The organism is Peribacillus sp. NJ11 (genome assembly GCF_030348405.1).
In the GTDB taxonomy this organism is placed as follows: domain Bacteria; phylum Bacillota; class Bacilli; order Bacillales; family DSM-1321; genus Peribacillus.
Map to the genome: position 1 here is coordinate 1658822 of NZ_JAUCFO010000001.1, position 15874 is coordinate 1674695.

The window sequence follows — 15874 nt, forward strand, 5'->3', positions numbered from 1 at the left end:
AAATTAAAGGAGGAATTTGAATGGCCCATATTCGTTTCGATTATTCAAAAGCCCTACCGTTTTTCGGGGAGCATGAAATAACCTATTTACAGGATGCTGTAAAAGTGGCACACCATTCTCTGCATGAGCAGACAGGGGCAGGCAATGAATATCTTGGCTGGCTTGATTTACCCGCCAATTATGATAAAGAAGAGTTCTCAAGAATCAAAAAAGCGGCCGAAAAAATAAAAGAAGATTCAGATGTGTTGCTGGTTATCGGAATCGGTGGGTCATACCTGGGAGCACGTGCGGCAGTCGAGATGCTTCAACATAGTTTTTATAACATTTTGCCATCGGACAAAAGAAATACACCGCAAATTTTATTTGTGGGTAATAATATAAGCTCTACATATATGCAGGACGTAATGGACCTATTGGAAAATAGGGATTTCTCGATCAACGTCATCTCTAAATCCGGTACGACCACTGAACCTGCACTTGCCTTCAGGATTTTCCGGAAATTGCTGGAACAAAAATATGGGGTTGAAGAAGCTAAAGGCCGCATTTATGCGACCACTGATAAAGAAAAGGGCGCATTAAAAACGGTAGCAACGGAGGAAGGTTTCCAAACTTTCGTCATTCCTGATGATGTTGGCGGACGTTACTCGGTCTTAACGGCAGTAGGGCTGCTTCCGATTGCGGTAAGCGGGGCGGATATCGATCAAATCATGGAGGGAGCCGAGCAAGCCAGGGTGGAATTCAGTTCTTCCGAGCTAGCGGATAATCAGGCATACCAATATGCGGCGGTTCGAAATATCCTTTACAATAAAGGGAAAACCATTGAAATGCTGATAAACTATGAGCCTGGACTTCAATACTTCTCTGAGTGGTGGAAACAATTATTTGGAGAGAGTGAAGGAAAGGATCAAAAAGGAATCTTCCCTTCATCCGCTAACTTTTCGACTGACCTGCATTCATTAGGGCAGTATGTTCAGGAAGGGCGACGTGATCTTTTTGAAACAGTCATCAAAGTGGAGAAAGCCCGTCATGAAATTTCAATTGAAAAAGCGGAAAATGATTTGGATGGTCTGAATTACCTTTCAGGTGAAACGGTGCAATTCGTAAATAATAAAGCATTTGAGGGTACTCTGTTAGCCCATACGGACGGCGGCGTTCCCAATCTGATCCTATCGGTTCCTCAGCTTGATGCTTATACATTTGGCTACCTTGTATATTTCTTCGAGAAAGCTTGTGCAATGAGCGGTTACTTACTGGGTGTAAATCCATTTGATCAGCCTGGAGTGGAAGCATATAAGGTGAACATGTTTGCGCTTTTAGGCAAACCGGGTTATGAAGAGAAAAAAGCGGAGCTCGAAAAGCGCTTATAATAAAAAAAGGCATCAAGCTGGAATACATCCAGCTTGATGCTTTTTTTGGGTTGAACGCCAAAGGGTAAGAATAAACATATTCGATACTGGTATCGAAAATGAAAGTGGGGGATAAGTAGTATCGAGGTGCTAGAGAAACTGAGAACGGTACCCGGGTCCGCAAGAAGCCTGCCTGCCGGATGGAAAGAAGAGCAGCAGAAGATCCGGTAATTACGACTGGAGGAGGAGAGGAGCGACGAAGCTGAAATAAAAGCGTAAGGAAAGCTTGGAAATCAGTGAGGAAGCCAATCTTCCTTTATGCCTGATCAAGGGAACGATAGAGTCATTCCAGGGGTTTTTTTAAAGGCCTTTTGGTTAAGCTAATAGAAAATTAGCGAAAGAGGTTTTTTACAATGATTAAAATTTCTTCTGAGTTGGAAGGGAAAACATTCGGTTTGTTCGATTTGGAGACGAAGTTAAAACCCGAAGGCTATGTGATAGGCGGAGGATGGGACTATGACCACGGGTCTTTTGATTATAAGATAGATGACAGCGATGGATACCAGTTCTTGCGAGTCCCTTTCAAGGCTGTTGATGGTTCACTCGATATGGATGGGGTAATGGTCGAATTTTTACAGCCGTTTTTGCTATCTCATAAGTACGAGGACGGTATTGACGGTGAAGGAAATATCGGAAACCTCTCCGCTTCCTTCAACCAGTTTGCTGAGCCGGAAAATCCGGATGCCGAATTTCCGGAAAACTATATCTCATATGGAAAAACGCTTGTCCGTGATTTGGAAAAGCTTTTATTACATTAATCTTCAATGATGAGCAGGGTGTCATTACGATGTATGATTACATCTGCAGGGGGCTTGATGAAAGTCTTGCCCCCTGAAATGATGCCAATCAATAAAATGTCCTGATCAAATAGCTTGACGCTCAGCTGTTTGAACGACATTTCCACCCAGTCATTCCGGACGGGCAGCTGTTTGATGTTCAATCCATCCCAATCATTTTGCTCTTCTGCATCCGCAATGATCCCTTTCGATAAGCAATCCTGCATATATTCACTCGCAAATTTATTCGTTTCCACTATACCGTCCGCTCCTGCTCGTAAAGCATTTTCCTTTTGTTCATGCGTTAATATCTCCACAAGGCAATACACATGCGGATTCAGTCCCTTGACGGCCAATAATGTTAATATCGAGAACATATCCGTTTGCAGCTCGTCTTGCTTGAGGTCAGCTGTGATAAGTACGCGTATGGCTTGTTTTATATTAGCTTTCTGCAAAACGGAATCCAATGTAGCTTTTCCTTGGACAAAGTGGATATTCGTTCTTGGAAGCGGATGCTTTTGCAGTGTATCATCTATAAGGACGATGGATTGATGATGTTTACGATCATGAATGTTTTGGATGATTCTCTTGGAACGGCCATTCCAGCCTACAATGATGATATGACCGCCGCCGCCGTATACTTTCTTTCCTGTTAAAAATTGCTGTTCATTGGAAATGGACATTTTAGCAATGAACGCAAAATAAGAGGTGATCAGGCCGGCTCCCGACAAAATGAGGACCATCCCAATGATTTTTCCAATATTTGTAACGGGAGTGAAATCTCCGTAACCCACCGTTGACATAGTTACGATTGCCCACCAGATGCCATCAAGTAAAGTAGGGAATCTCTTCGGCTCCACAATGTGGATCAAGACCCCGAATGAGAGTAAAAATAATGCGATGATAGAAAGCAATCTGATGAAACGCGGAATTCTGGGAACGGCGCTGATGTATGTGCCGATTCGAATCATGTTTCTCACACCCCCTTAACTGTTCCTTTTAGTATGGTCAAAAAAGGCTTGGCTCATAAGGGAGCGGACAGACAAACTTTGAATGATGAATTTCGGCAGATTACCTGGAAAGTTGCGACTGAAATGATAAAAGCCCTCCGGACAATGCCGGAAGGCTTATTGGCTGAGTCACGTATCCTGAACTGGACTTCATGCTCGATATTTGATTATATGTCCGTTTGCGTTTTGGTATTCCAAAAGTTTGACGATAGGCTCAATCTGTTCTTAGACCCTTCTGCGTACGTTAAAATTATCACTGATGAGCAGCCAGTTTTGAGGGAAGGCCAGGCCGAGCTTCCAATAACTCATCCCCCTTAGGTTCAGTTCTTTGATTAAATCGAATTTTGCCTGAATGGATCTGGCATCCTCAAACCACACCTCATGCTGCCTATCCTCAATAGTATAGTTGAAGTGCGGGGCCTGTGCGGTTTCATCATACTCGATGGAAACATTATTTGCCGCCGCAATCTGGATGGCCTGCTGCGGACTCACGGCCTTGGCGGTGGATCCCTGTACAAAAGGCAGGGTCCAATCATAGCCATATAGATTCTGCCCCATCAGGATCTTATAGGAGGGAATATCGGTGACGGCATATTCGAGAACATCCCGAACCGGTCCAATAGGGGACACGGCCATTGCAGGTCCTCCGCTATATCCCCATTCATAAGTCATGATGATAACGAAGTCGACGATTTCACCATGTGCTTTATAGTCATGTGCTTCATACCAACTGCCTTTTTGTTCAGCACTTGTTTTAGGGGCAAGTGCCGTGGAAATGAACCAGCCTTCTTTCTTGAATCGATCCCTGGCTTTTCGGAGAAATTGATTATAGGCTTCTTTATCGGCCGGCCTTAAAAACTCAAAGTCAAAGTGAATATCCCGGAATCCATATTTCTTTGCCGTTGTAACGATATTGTTCAGGAACTTATTCTGAACAGAAGTATTCGTCAAGATGATTTGCCCGAGCTCATCGCTGAATTGGTCATTTTCCTGATTCGTGATCACCATCATTAAAACATTTTTATTTTCTCTGGCGATGGCAGGGAAGTCATCGAGCAAAGGCTCTTTTAAGGAGCCGTCACGAAGCGCCTGGAAGCTGAATGGGGCTAAATAGGTTAAATAGGGCGCAGCTTCCCTTGCAGCCGTTACAAGGGCCGGTGCGACCGTCGTACCCCTAGGCTCGACATAACCGTTGAATTCGGCGGTCCTTTTCTTCCGTGCCGGAATATAGAGCCGATATCCAACGGATAAGACTTGATTTTCGGGAATGCCATTTATTTTTGCCAACTCTTGAAAAGGGACATCAACCTTTTGGGAAATGGAATAAAGACTATCACCCGGTTGAACGAAATAATAGCTGCCGACTATTGGAATGACAAGGGCCTGCCCCGAAACAAGGTTAGTTGGGTTAGGAATCTTATTCGTTTCCACGAGCCTGTCAACGGTTACGCTGTATGTCTGGGCGATGCCATATAACGTCTGGCCTGGCCTAACCACATGTATTTGCAATTCTTTTCCCTCCTACTGTACTGAAAGTTTCCTAACAGTTTATGAACATAATAAGAAAATCATGATAAAGAGCTTTGGATTGAAGGGCCGTAAAGAAAAAAATACAATAAATTGGCAATAATAATTTAAGCTTAAAATGCTAATTAATATTAGTAGGAGGTGAAAACACATGGCAAACAACAATAACAGCAATCAACTAGTAGTAGCTGGTGCAGAGCAAGCTCTACAACAAATGAAGAATGAAATCGCAAGTGAATTTGGTGTAAACCTAGGTGCTGACACTACTTCTCGCGCTAACGGATCTGTTGGTGGGGAAATCACAAAACGTTTAGTGCAAATGGCTGAGCAACAATTAGGTGGATATTCTCGTTAATTAATTGAATAAAAATGGATTAGAAAGAGAAGGGGCTTCGCTCCTTCTCTTTCGCATTGTTCAGCCGTGTGACTGCCAAGCCTTTAAAATCTTGATTGCCTTTTCAGGGAAATCGGTCATGATAACATCGACATCCAATTCTGCAAGCTTGACGATGTCAGCTTCATCATTGGCGACCCATGGCCGGACTTTGTATCCAAGTTTTTTCGCTTTTTCACTAACTGCCGGGGTCAGGTTGTTTTTATCTGGATGAAACCCTGATTCTTTTTTATCACGTAAGATTTCTTCGAAGTTTTCAGGAAGCCCCTCGAACAATAATGCACGTTCAAGTTCCGGGGCTAGCATCTTCACTTTTTCAATGGATTGATGGTTGAAGGAAGAGAGGATCACCCGATTTTCCATTCGATATTGCCGAATTAAATCAATGATTTTCTGTTCAATCCCTTCGTAAGCGAGTTTATCCGTTTTGATTTCGATATTCATCAATAAAGCATTTCCCTTTGCCCATTCGAAAACTTCCATTAAAAAAGGAATCGGCTCCCCAAGGAATTCCTTGGAAAATTTGCTCCCGGCATCCGCCGTTTTCAGCTGTTGTGACGAATGATCTTTTACATAACCAGTAAGGGTGGTCGTTCGATCTAATGTTTCATCATGGATGATGACCAATTCACCATCAGAACTGAGATGGACGTCGAACTCGATCCCCTCGGCACCGATTTCTGCCGCCTCTTGAAATGCAGCCATGGTATTTTCAGGATGCGTCCCCTTTGACCCTCTATGGGCGAAAATCAGTATGTTTTGCAAAATCATCACTTCCCCTTTAAACTTTATCTTGAACCCTATCATACATGTACCCGTAAATTGTTTCAGCAATGTTTAATAGACAATATTTTAAACAACGAGTAAAATACATATGATATTTCCATAAATAGGTGTTCGAATTATGAGGTGAATAAAATGAATATGTGGGAAATTTTTGTTGCGGTTATCCTTGGTCTTGTTGAGGGGTTAACTGAATTTGCTCCTGTATCGTCTACAGGGCATATGATTATCGTCGATGATTTATGGCTGAATTCGAAAGAGCTTTTCGGGAGTGAAGTGGCCAATGCGTTCAAGGTGGTCATCCAGCTTGGTTCGATACTCGCCGTTGTCGTGCTCTTCTGGGGACGATTCATGGACTTGCTTGGTTTAAGGAAGCTGAAAGGCACATCCGCTGTGAAGGGCCCAAAGCTTAACCTATTGCAGGTTATCGTCGGATTGTTACCGGCGGGAGTTTTAGGTCTATTATTCGAAGATTATATTGATGAATTATTTAACATTAAGACGGTTATCGTCGGGTTGTTCCTTGGCGCGTTTTTGATGATTGCTGCGGATAAATTCCGTCCAAAGCTGACTGCTGAAACAGTTGACCAAATCACTTATAAACAGGCCCTTGGAGTTGGGTTAATCCAATGTATATCTCTATGGCCGGGATTTTCCCGTTCAGGTTCAACGATATCAGGCGGTGTGCTATTAGGAATGAGCTACCGGGCGGCTTCCGATTTCACGTTCATCATGGCAGTCCCGATCATGGCTGGGGCCAGTCTGTTGAAAATCGTGAAGTACTGGGAATTCTTCAAGCCTGAAGTTCTGCCATTCTTTATTGCAGGTTTCATAAGCGCATTTATCTTTGCGTTAATCTGTATCCGCTTTTTCTTGATTTTAATCGATAAAGTTAAATTGACTCCTTTTGCCATCTACCGGATTGTCTTGGCGATTGTGCTTCTATTCATTATTTGGTAATACGAAATGAAGCTTGAAAGTGGAGTGGAACCACCCCGTTGATTTGGGGTGGTTTTTTTGCGTCCCTAGAAAAATGCTGGAATCTCACAGAAATATATAACGAATGATAAATGTGTTTTATGGTTTTTAATTCGTAATTATCGAGGTAAATAACGAATAATCTTTTGTAAATAAAAAAATATTCGGCTTTTAGCGTAGTTTCAGTCATATTTAGTAAAAAAAATATAAATGTAATAAAGCGCCCTGAGCGTAGTAATACCAATGTGTCTGAGTTTTTATTGGAATATTCAAATGATTACATAAACTATTTTCGTATAATTTATATGATATAATTTTAGTATAAAATAAGTACATGTGTACACCTAGGGAGGACAACATGGGAAATGACCAATTGAAAAAAACGATTGGCTTTTGGGTTGGAACATCTATTGTAGTTGGTACAGTTATCGGTTCTGGTATTTTCATGAGACCTGGTGACGTGCTTGAGTTAAGTGGTAATTCAACTATGGCCTTATTAGCTTGGCTGATAGGTGGTCTGATTACCCTGGCAAGCGGATTGACGATTGCGGAAGTGAGTACCCGGATTCCTAAAACGGGTGGCTTATATGTTTATATGGAAGAAGTGTACGGAAAAGCATGGGGATTCCTATGCGGCTGGGTTCAAACATTGGTATATGGACCTGCAGTCATGGGTGCCCTCAGTTTATATTTCGGATTATTAGTCGCAGGAATATTTAATATTGCTTCAGATTACGCTTGGGTAATAGGGATTCTTACGATCGTGTTTTTAGCAGGCATGAATCTGCTGGGGACAAAATACGGCGGTATGATACAAGCCTTATCGACCGTTGCTAAATTGATTCCCATCATATTCATAGCAGTGTTCGGTATCGCACAGGGTGATATGCCTGTATTCAATGTCAATAGTGAAAGTTCAATGAAAATCAGCATGGCCGGTGCGATTTTGGCTACGCTCTGGGCATATGATGGTTGGATGAACGTCGGCTTCATGGCAGGGGAAATGAAAAACCCGCAGAAAACGTTGCCGCGTGCGATCATAACGGGAATAGTCGTGGTCATGGTCGCTTACTTAGCTGTTAACCTTGCCATGCTTCATGTATTGGGAGCAGAGGGAGTCATAGCTCATGGAACGAATGCAGCGAATGTTGCGGCAACGCTTCTATTTGGTGAATTGGGCGGGAAATTGATATCAATCGGAATAGCGATTTCCATTTTCGGTTGCTTGAACGGAAAACTCCTGACCTTCCCGCGCATAACCTTGGCGATGGCGACTGATAAAATGATGCCTGGGCATAAACAAATCGGGAAAATATCGCCCAAGTTTAAAACGCCTGTAAATGCAACGATATTACAAGTGTTCATTGCAATCATCATGATGGTTGCAGCAGACCCTGACAAACTTACCAATATGGCCGTATTCTCTGTCTTCTGTTTTTATGGATTAGCCTTCTTTGCGGTCTTCATCTTACGCAAGAAAGATCCGGATGCGAAAACTTATAAAGTTCCATTTTACCCATTGATTCCTATTGTAGCGATTGCTGGCGCAATATATATTGTTGTAAGCACATTAATCGATACGCCTTTAAATGCCCTGTACTCTGTGATCATCCTCATTATAGGTATGCCTGTGTACTGGCTGCTTAAAAAAAGTGAGCGGAATAATAAACGGTCATATTAATGAAAAACCCTTCACTCAGTGCAGTGAAGGGTTTTTTTAGGATTGCTGGAACTGAACTTTCCCTTTGGCCATAAGTGGCGAAATAGACAACTCAGGAAGTTCGTATTAACATAGGGGGAAAGTTTAATAGTGAAGGGTCTGAACAAAAGTGAATTATATCGAGCCTGCTGGTAAATCATTCAGGAAAACAATCTTGGCTTTATTTCTTGGTAGCTTTGTAACGTTTGCCGATCTATATAGTACCCAACCGGTCATTCCGGTATTCGCAAAGCAATTCGGAGTCTCTCCTGCTATGGCAAGTCTTACATTATCTTTCGCAACGGGGACGCTTGCCATTTGTTTATTGCTAGTTTCCTTTTTCTCGGAAAATATCGATAGGAAAAAAATAATGGGAACAGCGCTCACCCTGTCTGCATTGTTATCCATATGTGTAAGCTTCATCCAGGATGACCTATACATACTTATTGCAATACGGGCGATTCAAGGAGCGGTGCTTGCTGGTTTCCCGGCAATTGCGATGGCCTATATCAATGAAGAGTTCCATCCGAAAAGTCTGGGCTATGTGATGGGGATTTACGTGAGTGGGTCGAGTATCGGCGGATTGGCTGGCAGGTTGATTGTCGGGGTGCTGACCGATCATTTCTCATGGAACATAGCGATTGGCAGCCTTGGAGCTTTAAGTTTGATCATCAGTCTGGCTTTTTGGTGGATGCTTCCGCCTTCGCAGCATGCAGTTCGCGTAGGAGTCTCATTGTCGAGAATAAAAACCTCCCTCATAAATAACTTAAGGAATGGCAGACTAGTACTCTTATTCGGTATGGCCTTCCTATTAATGGGCTCGTTTGTTACCGTTTATAACTTTGTGGGTATACCTTTAATGGGACCGCCATATCATTTATCACAGACATTGATTGGCTTCATTTTCATCATCTATCTTGTGGGGACATTTAGTTCTACATGGATGGGGAAGCTTGCCGATAAATATAGTCGGAGGCTTGTTCTTCTTATCGGAATCGCAATCATGCTGATGGGGGCCCTTTTAACCCTATTGGATCCACTTTTGCTGAAAATAATGGGGCTTGCCCTGTTAACATTTGGCTTTTTTGGAGCTCATTCAATTGCGAGCAGCTGGGTTGGAAGTTTAGCCGATAAAAGTGAAAAAGCACAAGCATCCGCATTATATCTCCTGTTTTACTATGCGGGATCAAGTGTAGTGGGGGCATCAGGCGGTTTATTCCTGATGAAGTTCGGTTGGGTAGGGGTCATCTCGGCAGTATCCATATTAATCATCCTGGCTGCTGCTTGTGCCATGATGGTTGAAAAAGTGAAAATCGTTAAATAAAATGATCTTTTCTATCATGATTTTCCGGAATCCTGAATATAATCTAGTGAAAAAGGATATTGAATAATAGATTGATAAGAGAAGAGGGTAATAGATAGAGTGAAACGAAAAGTAGTAATTCTCATTGGGTTAATAGTCGTATTAATTATTTTATTCGTTGTATACTTAACAAGTCCTGGCAGATTGGAAAAGGTAGAGATTGTTGAAAAATACTATCCTCATTTCTCCGATGGCAAGGCAGTCGGTTTTAAGACGAACGAAGTCATTGATGTGACGGAGACCGAAGAGGGATCCAATTGCGCAATGAAATTCGACAATGGGAAAACGTTGGAAATTGATTGTGACCGTTATTTAACATACAAAATTGATGAAACAGTCTATATTACCACTGAAGGGAACCATGTGAAGGAGATTCGGAGAAAAAGATAGTGACAGGAAGAGCTGAGTTTGCTTAAATAACAAACTCAGCTCTTTTATTTATCCATTCAAAAACCCAGACCACATTGGACTGGGCTTTTTCATTTTTTATCTTTGCTTTTACTTTTATCCTTTTTGTTACGCCGAAGTACATCCAATAATCTGCGGCTGTTATTTTTACTGTTTATGAGTTCGACTAAATCGCTCATGTTTTCAGATTCAAAGTCTTGTTGATCTTTTTTCATGGTAATCCCTCCAAGTCATATGTCATAATACCCTTATTCAGAAAAGGGTAAACGTCTATTATCATATTGGTAATAGAAGGTTTTATACCCATAACCATTAACTATTTGATAAAATGTGATGAAAGCCCTGTATGGGAGGTCTACATGGAAGAATTAAGAATGATCGGTGAAAAAATTCAAAAATTTAAATATATCTTAGTGGAGCATATCGAGTTGTTCGAAGAAGATGTCCCGCTCTATGATTTTGAAACCAGTAAAAAGGTAAGGTCAGAGCTTATTCAAATCCATGCAGATGCCTTAATCCATGGAAAGTCACAAGCGATGGAACGTATGAAAATAACGGGTATGGAAATAGGAAAGCGCGTCGTGGATATGGGTATTCCTTTAGATAAGAATATTGAGGAAGCTCAGCTGGTACGTAATCTTTTCTGGAGTTTCATTGAAGAAGAAGTAAGCAACCGCTACTACTCCATTGAAATTTTGCTAAAGGCAAGTTCGATAATTGATGCGATCCTGGACCAATTCATACACTGTGTGAGTATAAGTTACGTGAATCATTATAAAGAAATGGCAAGAATGGCAAACGATTCTTTGCAGAAGATAAAAGAAAACCAGGAAGTCATGGAAGAATTGGCCACTCCGATCGTTCAGACCGTTTTAAAGGATGTCCTGCTCTTACCATTGATCGGGCGCATTGATGATTGGAGAATGGAGCCGATGCAATCGACTGTACTGCAAAAATGTGCAGATCTGCATGCGGAAGTATTGATTATCGATTTCTCCGGGATTACCTTTACGAAGGAAAGCAATGTGCTCTCCCTTTTAGATAAACTAGTGGGGGCACTGGCGTTGATGGGTACGGAAACGATGTTTGTCGGTTTTACCCCTGATGTGGTGAAAGAGATAATCAAACTCGATTTCACTAATCAGGTAAAAGCTTTTCTATCGTTCAGGCAGGCTATGGAATATCTGTTTAAACAAAGAGGGCTGGCTCTTCAGCCGGTATGATGGGGGTATCCTTTTCAGGGTATCTTTTTTGTATGTCATGAAGTTGCATATCCCTCCATGGTATAGTGAAATGGCGTGAGGACGGACATGCCATTTAGATAATGAATGGGAAAAATAATATACAAGAAAAAGAAATAGGACATGTAAAGCGTGAAAGGAAGGTGGATGAATAGTGTTTTTCAAGAAAAATGAAGAACTGGATCATAATGAAAAATGGTATTGTATAGGAATCATGACGGATAATGGGTTGGAGGATGAAGAATATGATGTTTTGTCAAAACGCATCCTCGACTCGGTCCAAAATGTGGCGGTCATATCAGATTTGATAAGGGTGGAATGGGATCGGGGAAAATTGCAGGCATTGAACGAACGTTTTCAGGACCATTCATTTTCTGACCCATGTTTTATCATTAATGAATTCATACCAGAGGATATAAAAAGGGCAAGGAAACTTCTTGAGAAAAACAATAAATGGAAGCGGCTCTTTGGTTTCCTTTCCCCGGTTGAATACATGGAAGCCGAGACGAAGGCGGCCCATGACTTCGATAAGGCCCTCTTTTATACGGATGATGCGGAAAAAGTGATTGAATACATAATTGCAAATAGCTAGAATCCCCTGACGCATCGATACATAGTATCGGTGTTTTTGCATTTGACAATGTTTATCGAAGCAATTTCGCGGTAGTAATTCGACCTTTTTGGGGATAAATCCTTGAGCGGGATAATTCGACCTTCCTCGGAATAATCCGACCTTGGACGGGAACAATCCGCCCTTGAGCATATCTTCCCTTCCGGAAATAAAAAGAGAGAATGTCAGGAAGTTGGTAGGAAAGGTGGGTGGAAACGCGGAATATCTTAAATAGAAAGAAAGAGAGTTTTAAGGGAGAGGGAGATGTATCGATGGAAGTTGCCGTACCTCAGCAAAAGCCAAAACCGAAATGGAAAAGACGGGCGCTATGGAGTTTTGGAATCCTGATTTTACTTTTGCTGTCTGTCTTGATTGCTGCAAATGTATTTCTTTCAAGATCCTTGCCCGAAACAAAGGGGGAAATATCGCTTCCAGGCCTTTTGAAACCGGTTACGGTAGTGCGGGATTCCAGTGGGGTACCGCATATCAACGCAGCGAATGAACATGATTTGTATTTAGCCCAAGGGTATATCCAAGCACAGGACCGTTTATTTCAAATGGATTTAAGCAGGCGTCAGGCATCAGGAAGATTGAGTGAAGTGATTGGTGAGAAAACCGTCAAAAATGATAAATATTTTCGTACACTGGGGTTGAGGCGGGCGGCTGAAGCCTCTTATGGTGCATATACAAGTAACGGGAAAGAAGCCCTGGATGTGTTTGCCGAAGGGGTGAATCTTTATATCGATGAACTGAAGCAGAATGGGAAATGGCCGGCAGAGTTCACTTTACTTGGATACGAACCAGAGCCGTGGACACCAGTCGATTCGCTGGCCATCGGTAAATATATGGCCTTTGATTTAGGCGGGAACTGGGAAGATCAGGCGTTTAGACAGTATTTGCTGCAAACGTTCCCTAAGGAAAAAGCGTATGATTTATTCCCGAATTATCCCAATGGCGCTCCATATATCATCAGCAAGGAAGAACTGGATATTGAAAAAAGTTTCGCTGGGGCGGTTATTCCTTATGAATTCAACGGCAGCAATAACTGGGTCGTTTCAGGCAAGAAAACGGATTCCGGTCAGCCGCTATTGGCGGATGATCCCCATCTGGGATTAGCTACACCGTCCGTTTGGTATCAAATGCATTTGGAGGCCCCGACAGTCAATGTGAGCGGTGTTATTTTTGCCGGGATTCCGGGAATCATTCTCGGTCATAACGAAAAGGTCGCTTGGGGTGTGACCAATACAGGTCCGGATGTTCAGGATCTGTATATTGAGAAGAGAAACCCGGAAAACGAGAAAGAATTCACCTACAAAGGTAAATGGGAAAAAGCTGAAATCCTGGACGAGCCGATCAAGGTGAAGGATGGTAAAACACTTGACTATAAGGTGACGGTTACCCGCCATGGACCGGTTGTTTCCGAGTTTGCCGGGAAAAGCGGAAAAGATACCGTCCTTGCATTAAGGTGGACGGCACTTGATCCTTCTGCCGAGCTTGAAGCGGTGTTGAATATGAATAAAGCCGGAAACTGGAAAGAATTCGAAAAGGCCCTCTTGAAATTCGAAACCCCGGCACAGAATTTCGTCTTTGCCTCAGTCGATGGGACCATTGCCTATAAGGCGAATGGGAGAATCCCAATCCGGAAAAAAGGCGATAGTATGCTGCCAGTACCTGGCTGGACGGATGAATTTGAGTGGAAAGGCTACATTCCGTTTGATGAACTTCCAAAAACGGTCAATCCGGAAGAGGGATTCATTTCGACAGCGAATAATAAAGTCATCTCGGATGACTATCCTTACCACATCAGCAATAACTGGGCACAGCCCTACCGTCAGATGAGGATACAGGAGTTTTTAAAAGCCAATAAAAAGCTTACGGCCGAGGATATGCAAAGCCTGCAAATGGATCAGCTGAATCTGCAAGCTAGAGAGTTTGTCCCTCAATTTCTAGAGGTATTGAAAGGTCCTTCGGGAAAACAGGAAGAACAGGCACTTAGGATTCTTAAGAAATGGAATCATATTGATTCCGTTGATGAAGCAGCGCCGCTGATTTTTAATGTCTGGATGAAAAAAATAGGGGAAGTTCTGCTTACAGAAGAAATACCGGAGGAAACCCTCAACCTCTTTAATGGAAGGCGTTCAGCCATTGATGAACTACTAAGGCGGGCACTGGACGGTAAGCCGGGTCCTTGGATTGAAGAGGCAGGCGGACTGGAGCAGGTACTCGCCAAGTCGTTACAGGAGACGTTAAAGGAGCTGGAAGAATCGCAAGGTGACGATATAGCTGATTGGGAATGGGGTGACTATCATCAGGTAAGGTTTAACCACCCGCTATCAAGTGTCGCCCCGTTAAATTATTTATTTAACAGCGGCGGCGGAATGCCGGTCGGCGGCAGCAGTGTAACTGTACAGGCAGCGGCATTTTTAGATGACGGAACTGTTAATCATGGTGGCTCCTGGAGGTTTGTCATCGACCTATCCGACATGAACCAGGGGTATCACCTCGTTGGCCCGGGGCAATCAGGTAACGTTAAAAGTGAGTGGTACCACGATCAGCTTGATGATTGGGCAGAAGGTACTTATCACAAAACGGCATTAGACGATCCAAAAGGTGATAAGCTGACATTGAATCCATCATACTGATATTCAGAAAAAAAGTACCAAGTCCAGCATGCATGCTCTGGACTTGGTACTTTTTCATTATTTTTGCTTAGTCAGGAATTCTGCAAGGAATTCCTCGAAATTAGGTGCCTCGATTGCTGCAATTTTTTCATATGACTCAATGATCTTGAGTTTAATCTCTTGTTCCAGATCATTCCGGTCTTGATAGTTTGTGTTTTTTAACGATTTTTTTATTTTAGGATTTAAAGAATCGATAAGATTCACCAATTCTTCTTTTGAGAGTTTTTTATCCACAATGGCTTTTCTCCTTTCTATTATATACCTCATCCATATAGTGCTTTCGAAGTTTTTTTAGAGCTTGTTTACGGATGCTTGAGATATTCTGTGGCGACTCATGGAAATAGGCAGCAATTTCCTTGTTGGATAGGCCGTAGGAAAAAATCATGGTCAGCACCAGGTTTTGTTTGGCTGTTAACTTCTTCAAGGCTTTTATCATCTCTTCATCACTTATGTGTGAAGATAGATCATTCGTTTCTCCCATCTTTTCAAGTTGAACGTCCAAAGTGCCGATTCGATCGATCATTCCGCCAGTATCCCTTGGTGTCGCATCAAGTACCATTCGATAGCGTTCCCGCTGCTTCCGTGCCCTTTTATCAAAGTCAACGGAGAAAAAGTAAATTAAGGAGCACATGTATTTGTATACCTTAGCCCGGTAATAGAAAATTTTGAAAGTCTCGTTGAGTTGGCAAATGTTGTGTGAAGAAGGGGAATCAAGAGTTTCGGTGAAAATCTTTAAATGCTCTGGGTTCTGTAAAAATACTTGAATGATCGGTTGTTCAAAGAAAGATGAGTACTGTTGTTGCAGAAATTCCAATGAATGAGAAAAAAAATGAGAAGTTAATTGGTTCATCGCTATCCCTCCTTTAATTAATAAAGTGATGGACAAGTGGAATAAATCAATTATATACGAACATTCGTTCTTTTATCCATAAATCAATAGTGCTAGATTGTTTTTTTAAAACAAGTTTCACTTTAGATAGCAGATACAAGAAAAGGGG

General features: G+C 42.3%; 16 protein-coding genes. 10 read left to right on the forward strand and 6 right to left on the reverse strand.

The genetic code is table 11. From position 1 onward, the window contains the following. The first annotated feature begins 20 nt into the window (after window positions 1–20). Entirely contained in the window at window positions 21–1367 is a 1347-nt protein-coding gene (locus QUF86_RS08140; RefSeq protein WP_289334001.1) for a glucose-6-phosphate isomerase, read from the forward strand. A 392-nt stretch (window positions 1368–1759) separates the two neighbouring features. Beyond that, window positions 1760–2164, forward strand: a complete 405-nt coding sequence (locus QUF86_RS08145; protein ID WP_289314553.1) for a YugN-like family protein — start codon at window positions 1760–1762, stop codon at window positions 2162–2164. Here the strand turns inward: QUF86_RS08145 and QUF86_RS08150 are convergent. Then, a complete protein-coding gene (locus QUF86_RS08150; protein WP_289334002.1) occupies window positions 2161–3153 on the reverse strand; it encodes a potassium channel family protein in 993 nt (330 codons plus the stop codon). The genes QUF86_RS08145 and QUF86_RS08150 overlap by 4 nt on opposite strands. Before the next feature lie 264 nt (window positions 3154–3417). Beyond that, window positions 3418–4701: a glycoside hydrolase family 18 protein gene (locus QUF86_RS08155; RefSeq protein ID WP_289334003.1), complete on the reverse strand. Its 1284-nt coding sequence runs from the start codon at window positions 4699–4701 to the stop codon at window positions 3418–3420. A gap of 169 nt (window positions 4702–4870) precedes the next feature. Between QUF86_RS08155 and QUF86_RS08160 the strand changes: the two genes are divergently transcribed. After that, entirely contained in the window at window positions 4871–5074 is a 204-nt protein-coding gene (locus QUF86_RS08160) for an alpha/beta-type small acid-soluble spore protein (protein ID WP_057278019.1), read from the forward strand. A 60-nt stretch (window positions 5075–5134) separates the two neighbouring features. Here the strand turns inward: QUF86_RS08160 and QUF86_RS08165 are convergent, their stop codons facing one another. Further along, window positions 5135–5884 (reverse strand): glycerophosphodiester phosphodiesterase, encoded by a 750-nt coding sequence (locus QUF86_RS08165; protein ID WP_289334004.1) that lies wholly within the window; start codon window positions 5882–5884, stop codon window positions 5135–5137. A gap of 147 nt (window positions 5885–6031) precedes the next feature. On the opposite strand from QUF86_RS08165, the gene QUF86_RS08170 reads away from it, so the two are divergent. From QUF86_RS08170 to QUF86_RS08185, 4 genes are all read left to right on the forward strand, one after another. Continuing rightward, entirely contained in the window at window positions 6032–6856 is an 825-nt protein-coding gene (locus QUF86_RS08170) for an undecaprenyl-diphosphate phosphatase (RefSeq protein WP_289334005.1), read from the forward strand. A gap of 376 nt (window positions 6857–7232) precedes the next feature. Continuing rightward, window positions 7233–8555 (forward strand): APC family permease, encoded by a 1323-nt coding sequence (locus QUF86_RS08175; protein ID WP_289334006.1) that lies wholly within the window; start codon window positions 7233–7235, stop codon window positions 8553–8555. A gap of 148 nt (window positions 8556–8703) precedes the next feature. After that, the gene (locus QUF86_RS08180; RefSeq protein ID WP_289334007.1) at window positions 8704–9897 is read left to right on the forward strand and encodes an MFS transporter; all 1194 of its coding nucleotides are present in this window, start codon (window positions 8704–8706) and stop codon (window positions 9895–9897) included. A 99-nt stretch (window positions 9898–9996) separates the two neighbouring features. Then, window positions 9997–10326 carry a hypothetical protein gene (locus tag QUF86_RS08185; RefSeq protein WP_289314560.1) on the forward strand — a complete coding sequence of 110 codons (330 nt, stop codon included), beginning with the start codon at window positions 9997–9999 and terminating at the stop codon, window positions 10324–10326. 89 nt (window positions 10327–10415) lie between these two features. On the opposite strand, the gene QUF86_RS08190 is transcribed toward QUF86_RS08185, so the two are convergent. Beyond that, entirely contained in the window at window positions 10416–10559 is a 144-nt protein-coding gene (locus QUF86_RS08190) for a hypothetical protein (protein WP_289334008.1), read from the reverse strand. A 144-nt stretch (window positions 10560–10703) separates the two neighbouring features. Here QUF86_RS08190 and QUF86_RS08195 point away from each other — a divergent pair, with 144 nt between their 5' ends. The 3 genes from QUF86_RS08195 (at window position 10704) to QUF86_RS08205 (ending at window position 14837) form a co-directional block, all read left to right on the forward strand. Next, window positions 10704–11567: an STAS domain-containing protein gene (locus QUF86_RS08195; protein WP_289314562.1), complete on the forward strand. Its 864-nt coding sequence runs from the start codon at window positions 10704–10706 to the stop codon at window positions 11565–11567. A 172-nt stretch (window positions 11568–11739) separates the two neighbouring features. Then, complete coding sequence (locus QUF86_RS08200) at window positions 11740–12177, forward strand: hypothetical protein (RefSeq protein ID WP_289334009.1); 438 nt, start codon at window positions 11740–11742, stop codon at window positions 12175–12177. Between the two features lie 290 nt (window positions 12178–12467). Beyond that, window positions 12468–14837: a penicillin acylase family protein gene (locus QUF86_RS08205; RefSeq protein WP_289334010.1), complete on the forward strand. Its 2370-nt coding sequence runs from the start codon at window positions 12468–12470 to the stop codon at window positions 14835–14837. Between the two features lie 57 nt (window positions 14838–14894). Here QUF86_RS08205 and QUF86_RS08210 read toward each other — a convergent pair whose 3' ends face one another. Both QUF86_RS08210 and QUF86_RS08215 read right to left on the reverse strand, forming a co-directional pair. Next, window positions 14895–15110: a hypothetical protein gene (locus QUF86_RS08210; RefSeq protein ID WP_289314565.1), complete on the reverse strand. Its 216-nt coding sequence runs from the start codon at window positions 15108–15110 to the stop codon at window positions 14895–14897. After that, window positions 15103–15726, reverse strand: a complete 624-nt coding sequence (locus tag QUF86_RS08215; RefSeq protein WP_289314566.1) for a sigma-70 family RNA polymerase sigma factor — start codon at window positions 15724–15726, stop codon at window positions 15103–15105. Before QUF86_RS08215 ends, QUF86_RS08210 begins: the two co-directional genes overlap by 8 nt. Between the last annotated feature and the right edge of the window lie 148 nt (window positions 15727–15874).

Excerpts from the sequence above, each read along its gene's own strand:
- QUF86_RS08140 (WP_289334001.1), top strand. The coding sequence starts at position 21 with ATGGCCCATATTCGTTTCGATTATTCAAAAGCCCTACCGTTTTTCGGG.
- QUF86_RS08215 (WP_289314566.1), bottom strand. The coding sequence starts at position 15,726 with ATGAACCAATTAACTTCTCATTTTTTTTCTCATTCATTGGAATTTCTG.
- QUF86_RS08205 (WP_289334010.1), top strand. The coding sequence starts at position 12,468 with ATGGAAGTTGCCGTACCTCAGCAAAAGCCAAAACCGAAATGGAAAAGA.
- QUF86_RS08195 (WP_289314562.1), top strand. The coding sequence starts at position 10,704 with ATGGAAGAATTAAGAATGATCGGTGAAAAAATTCAAAAATTTAAATAT.
- QUF86_RS08190 (WP_289334008.1), bottom strand. The coding sequence starts at position 10,559 with ATGAAAAAAGATCAACAAGACTTTGAATCTGAAAACATGAGCGATTTA.
- QUF86_RS08160 (WP_057278019.1), top strand. The coding sequence starts at position 4,871 with ATGGCAAACAACAATAACAGCAATCAACTAGTAGTAGCTGGTGCAGAG.
- QUF86_RS08145 (WP_289314553.1), top strand. The coding sequence starts at position 1,760 with ATGATTAAAATTTCTTCTGAGTTGGAAGGGAAAACATTCGGTTTGTTC.
- QUF86_RS08165 (WP_289334004.1), bottom strand. The coding sequence starts at position 5,884 with ATGATTTTGCAAAACATACTGATTTTCGCCCATAGAGGGTCAAAGGGG.
- QUF86_RS08150 (WP_289334002.1), bottom strand. The coding sequence starts at position 3,153 with ATGATTCGAATCGGCACATACATCAGCGCCGTTCCCAGAATTCCGCGT.
- QUF86_RS08175 (WP_289334006.1), top strand. The coding sequence starts at position 7,233 with ATGGGAAATGACCAATTGAAAAAAACGATTGGCTTTTGGGTTGGAACA.
- QUF86_RS08170 (WP_289334005.1), top strand. The coding sequence starts at position 6,032 with ATGAATATGTGGGAAATTTTTGTTGCGGTTATCCTTGGTCTTGTTGAG.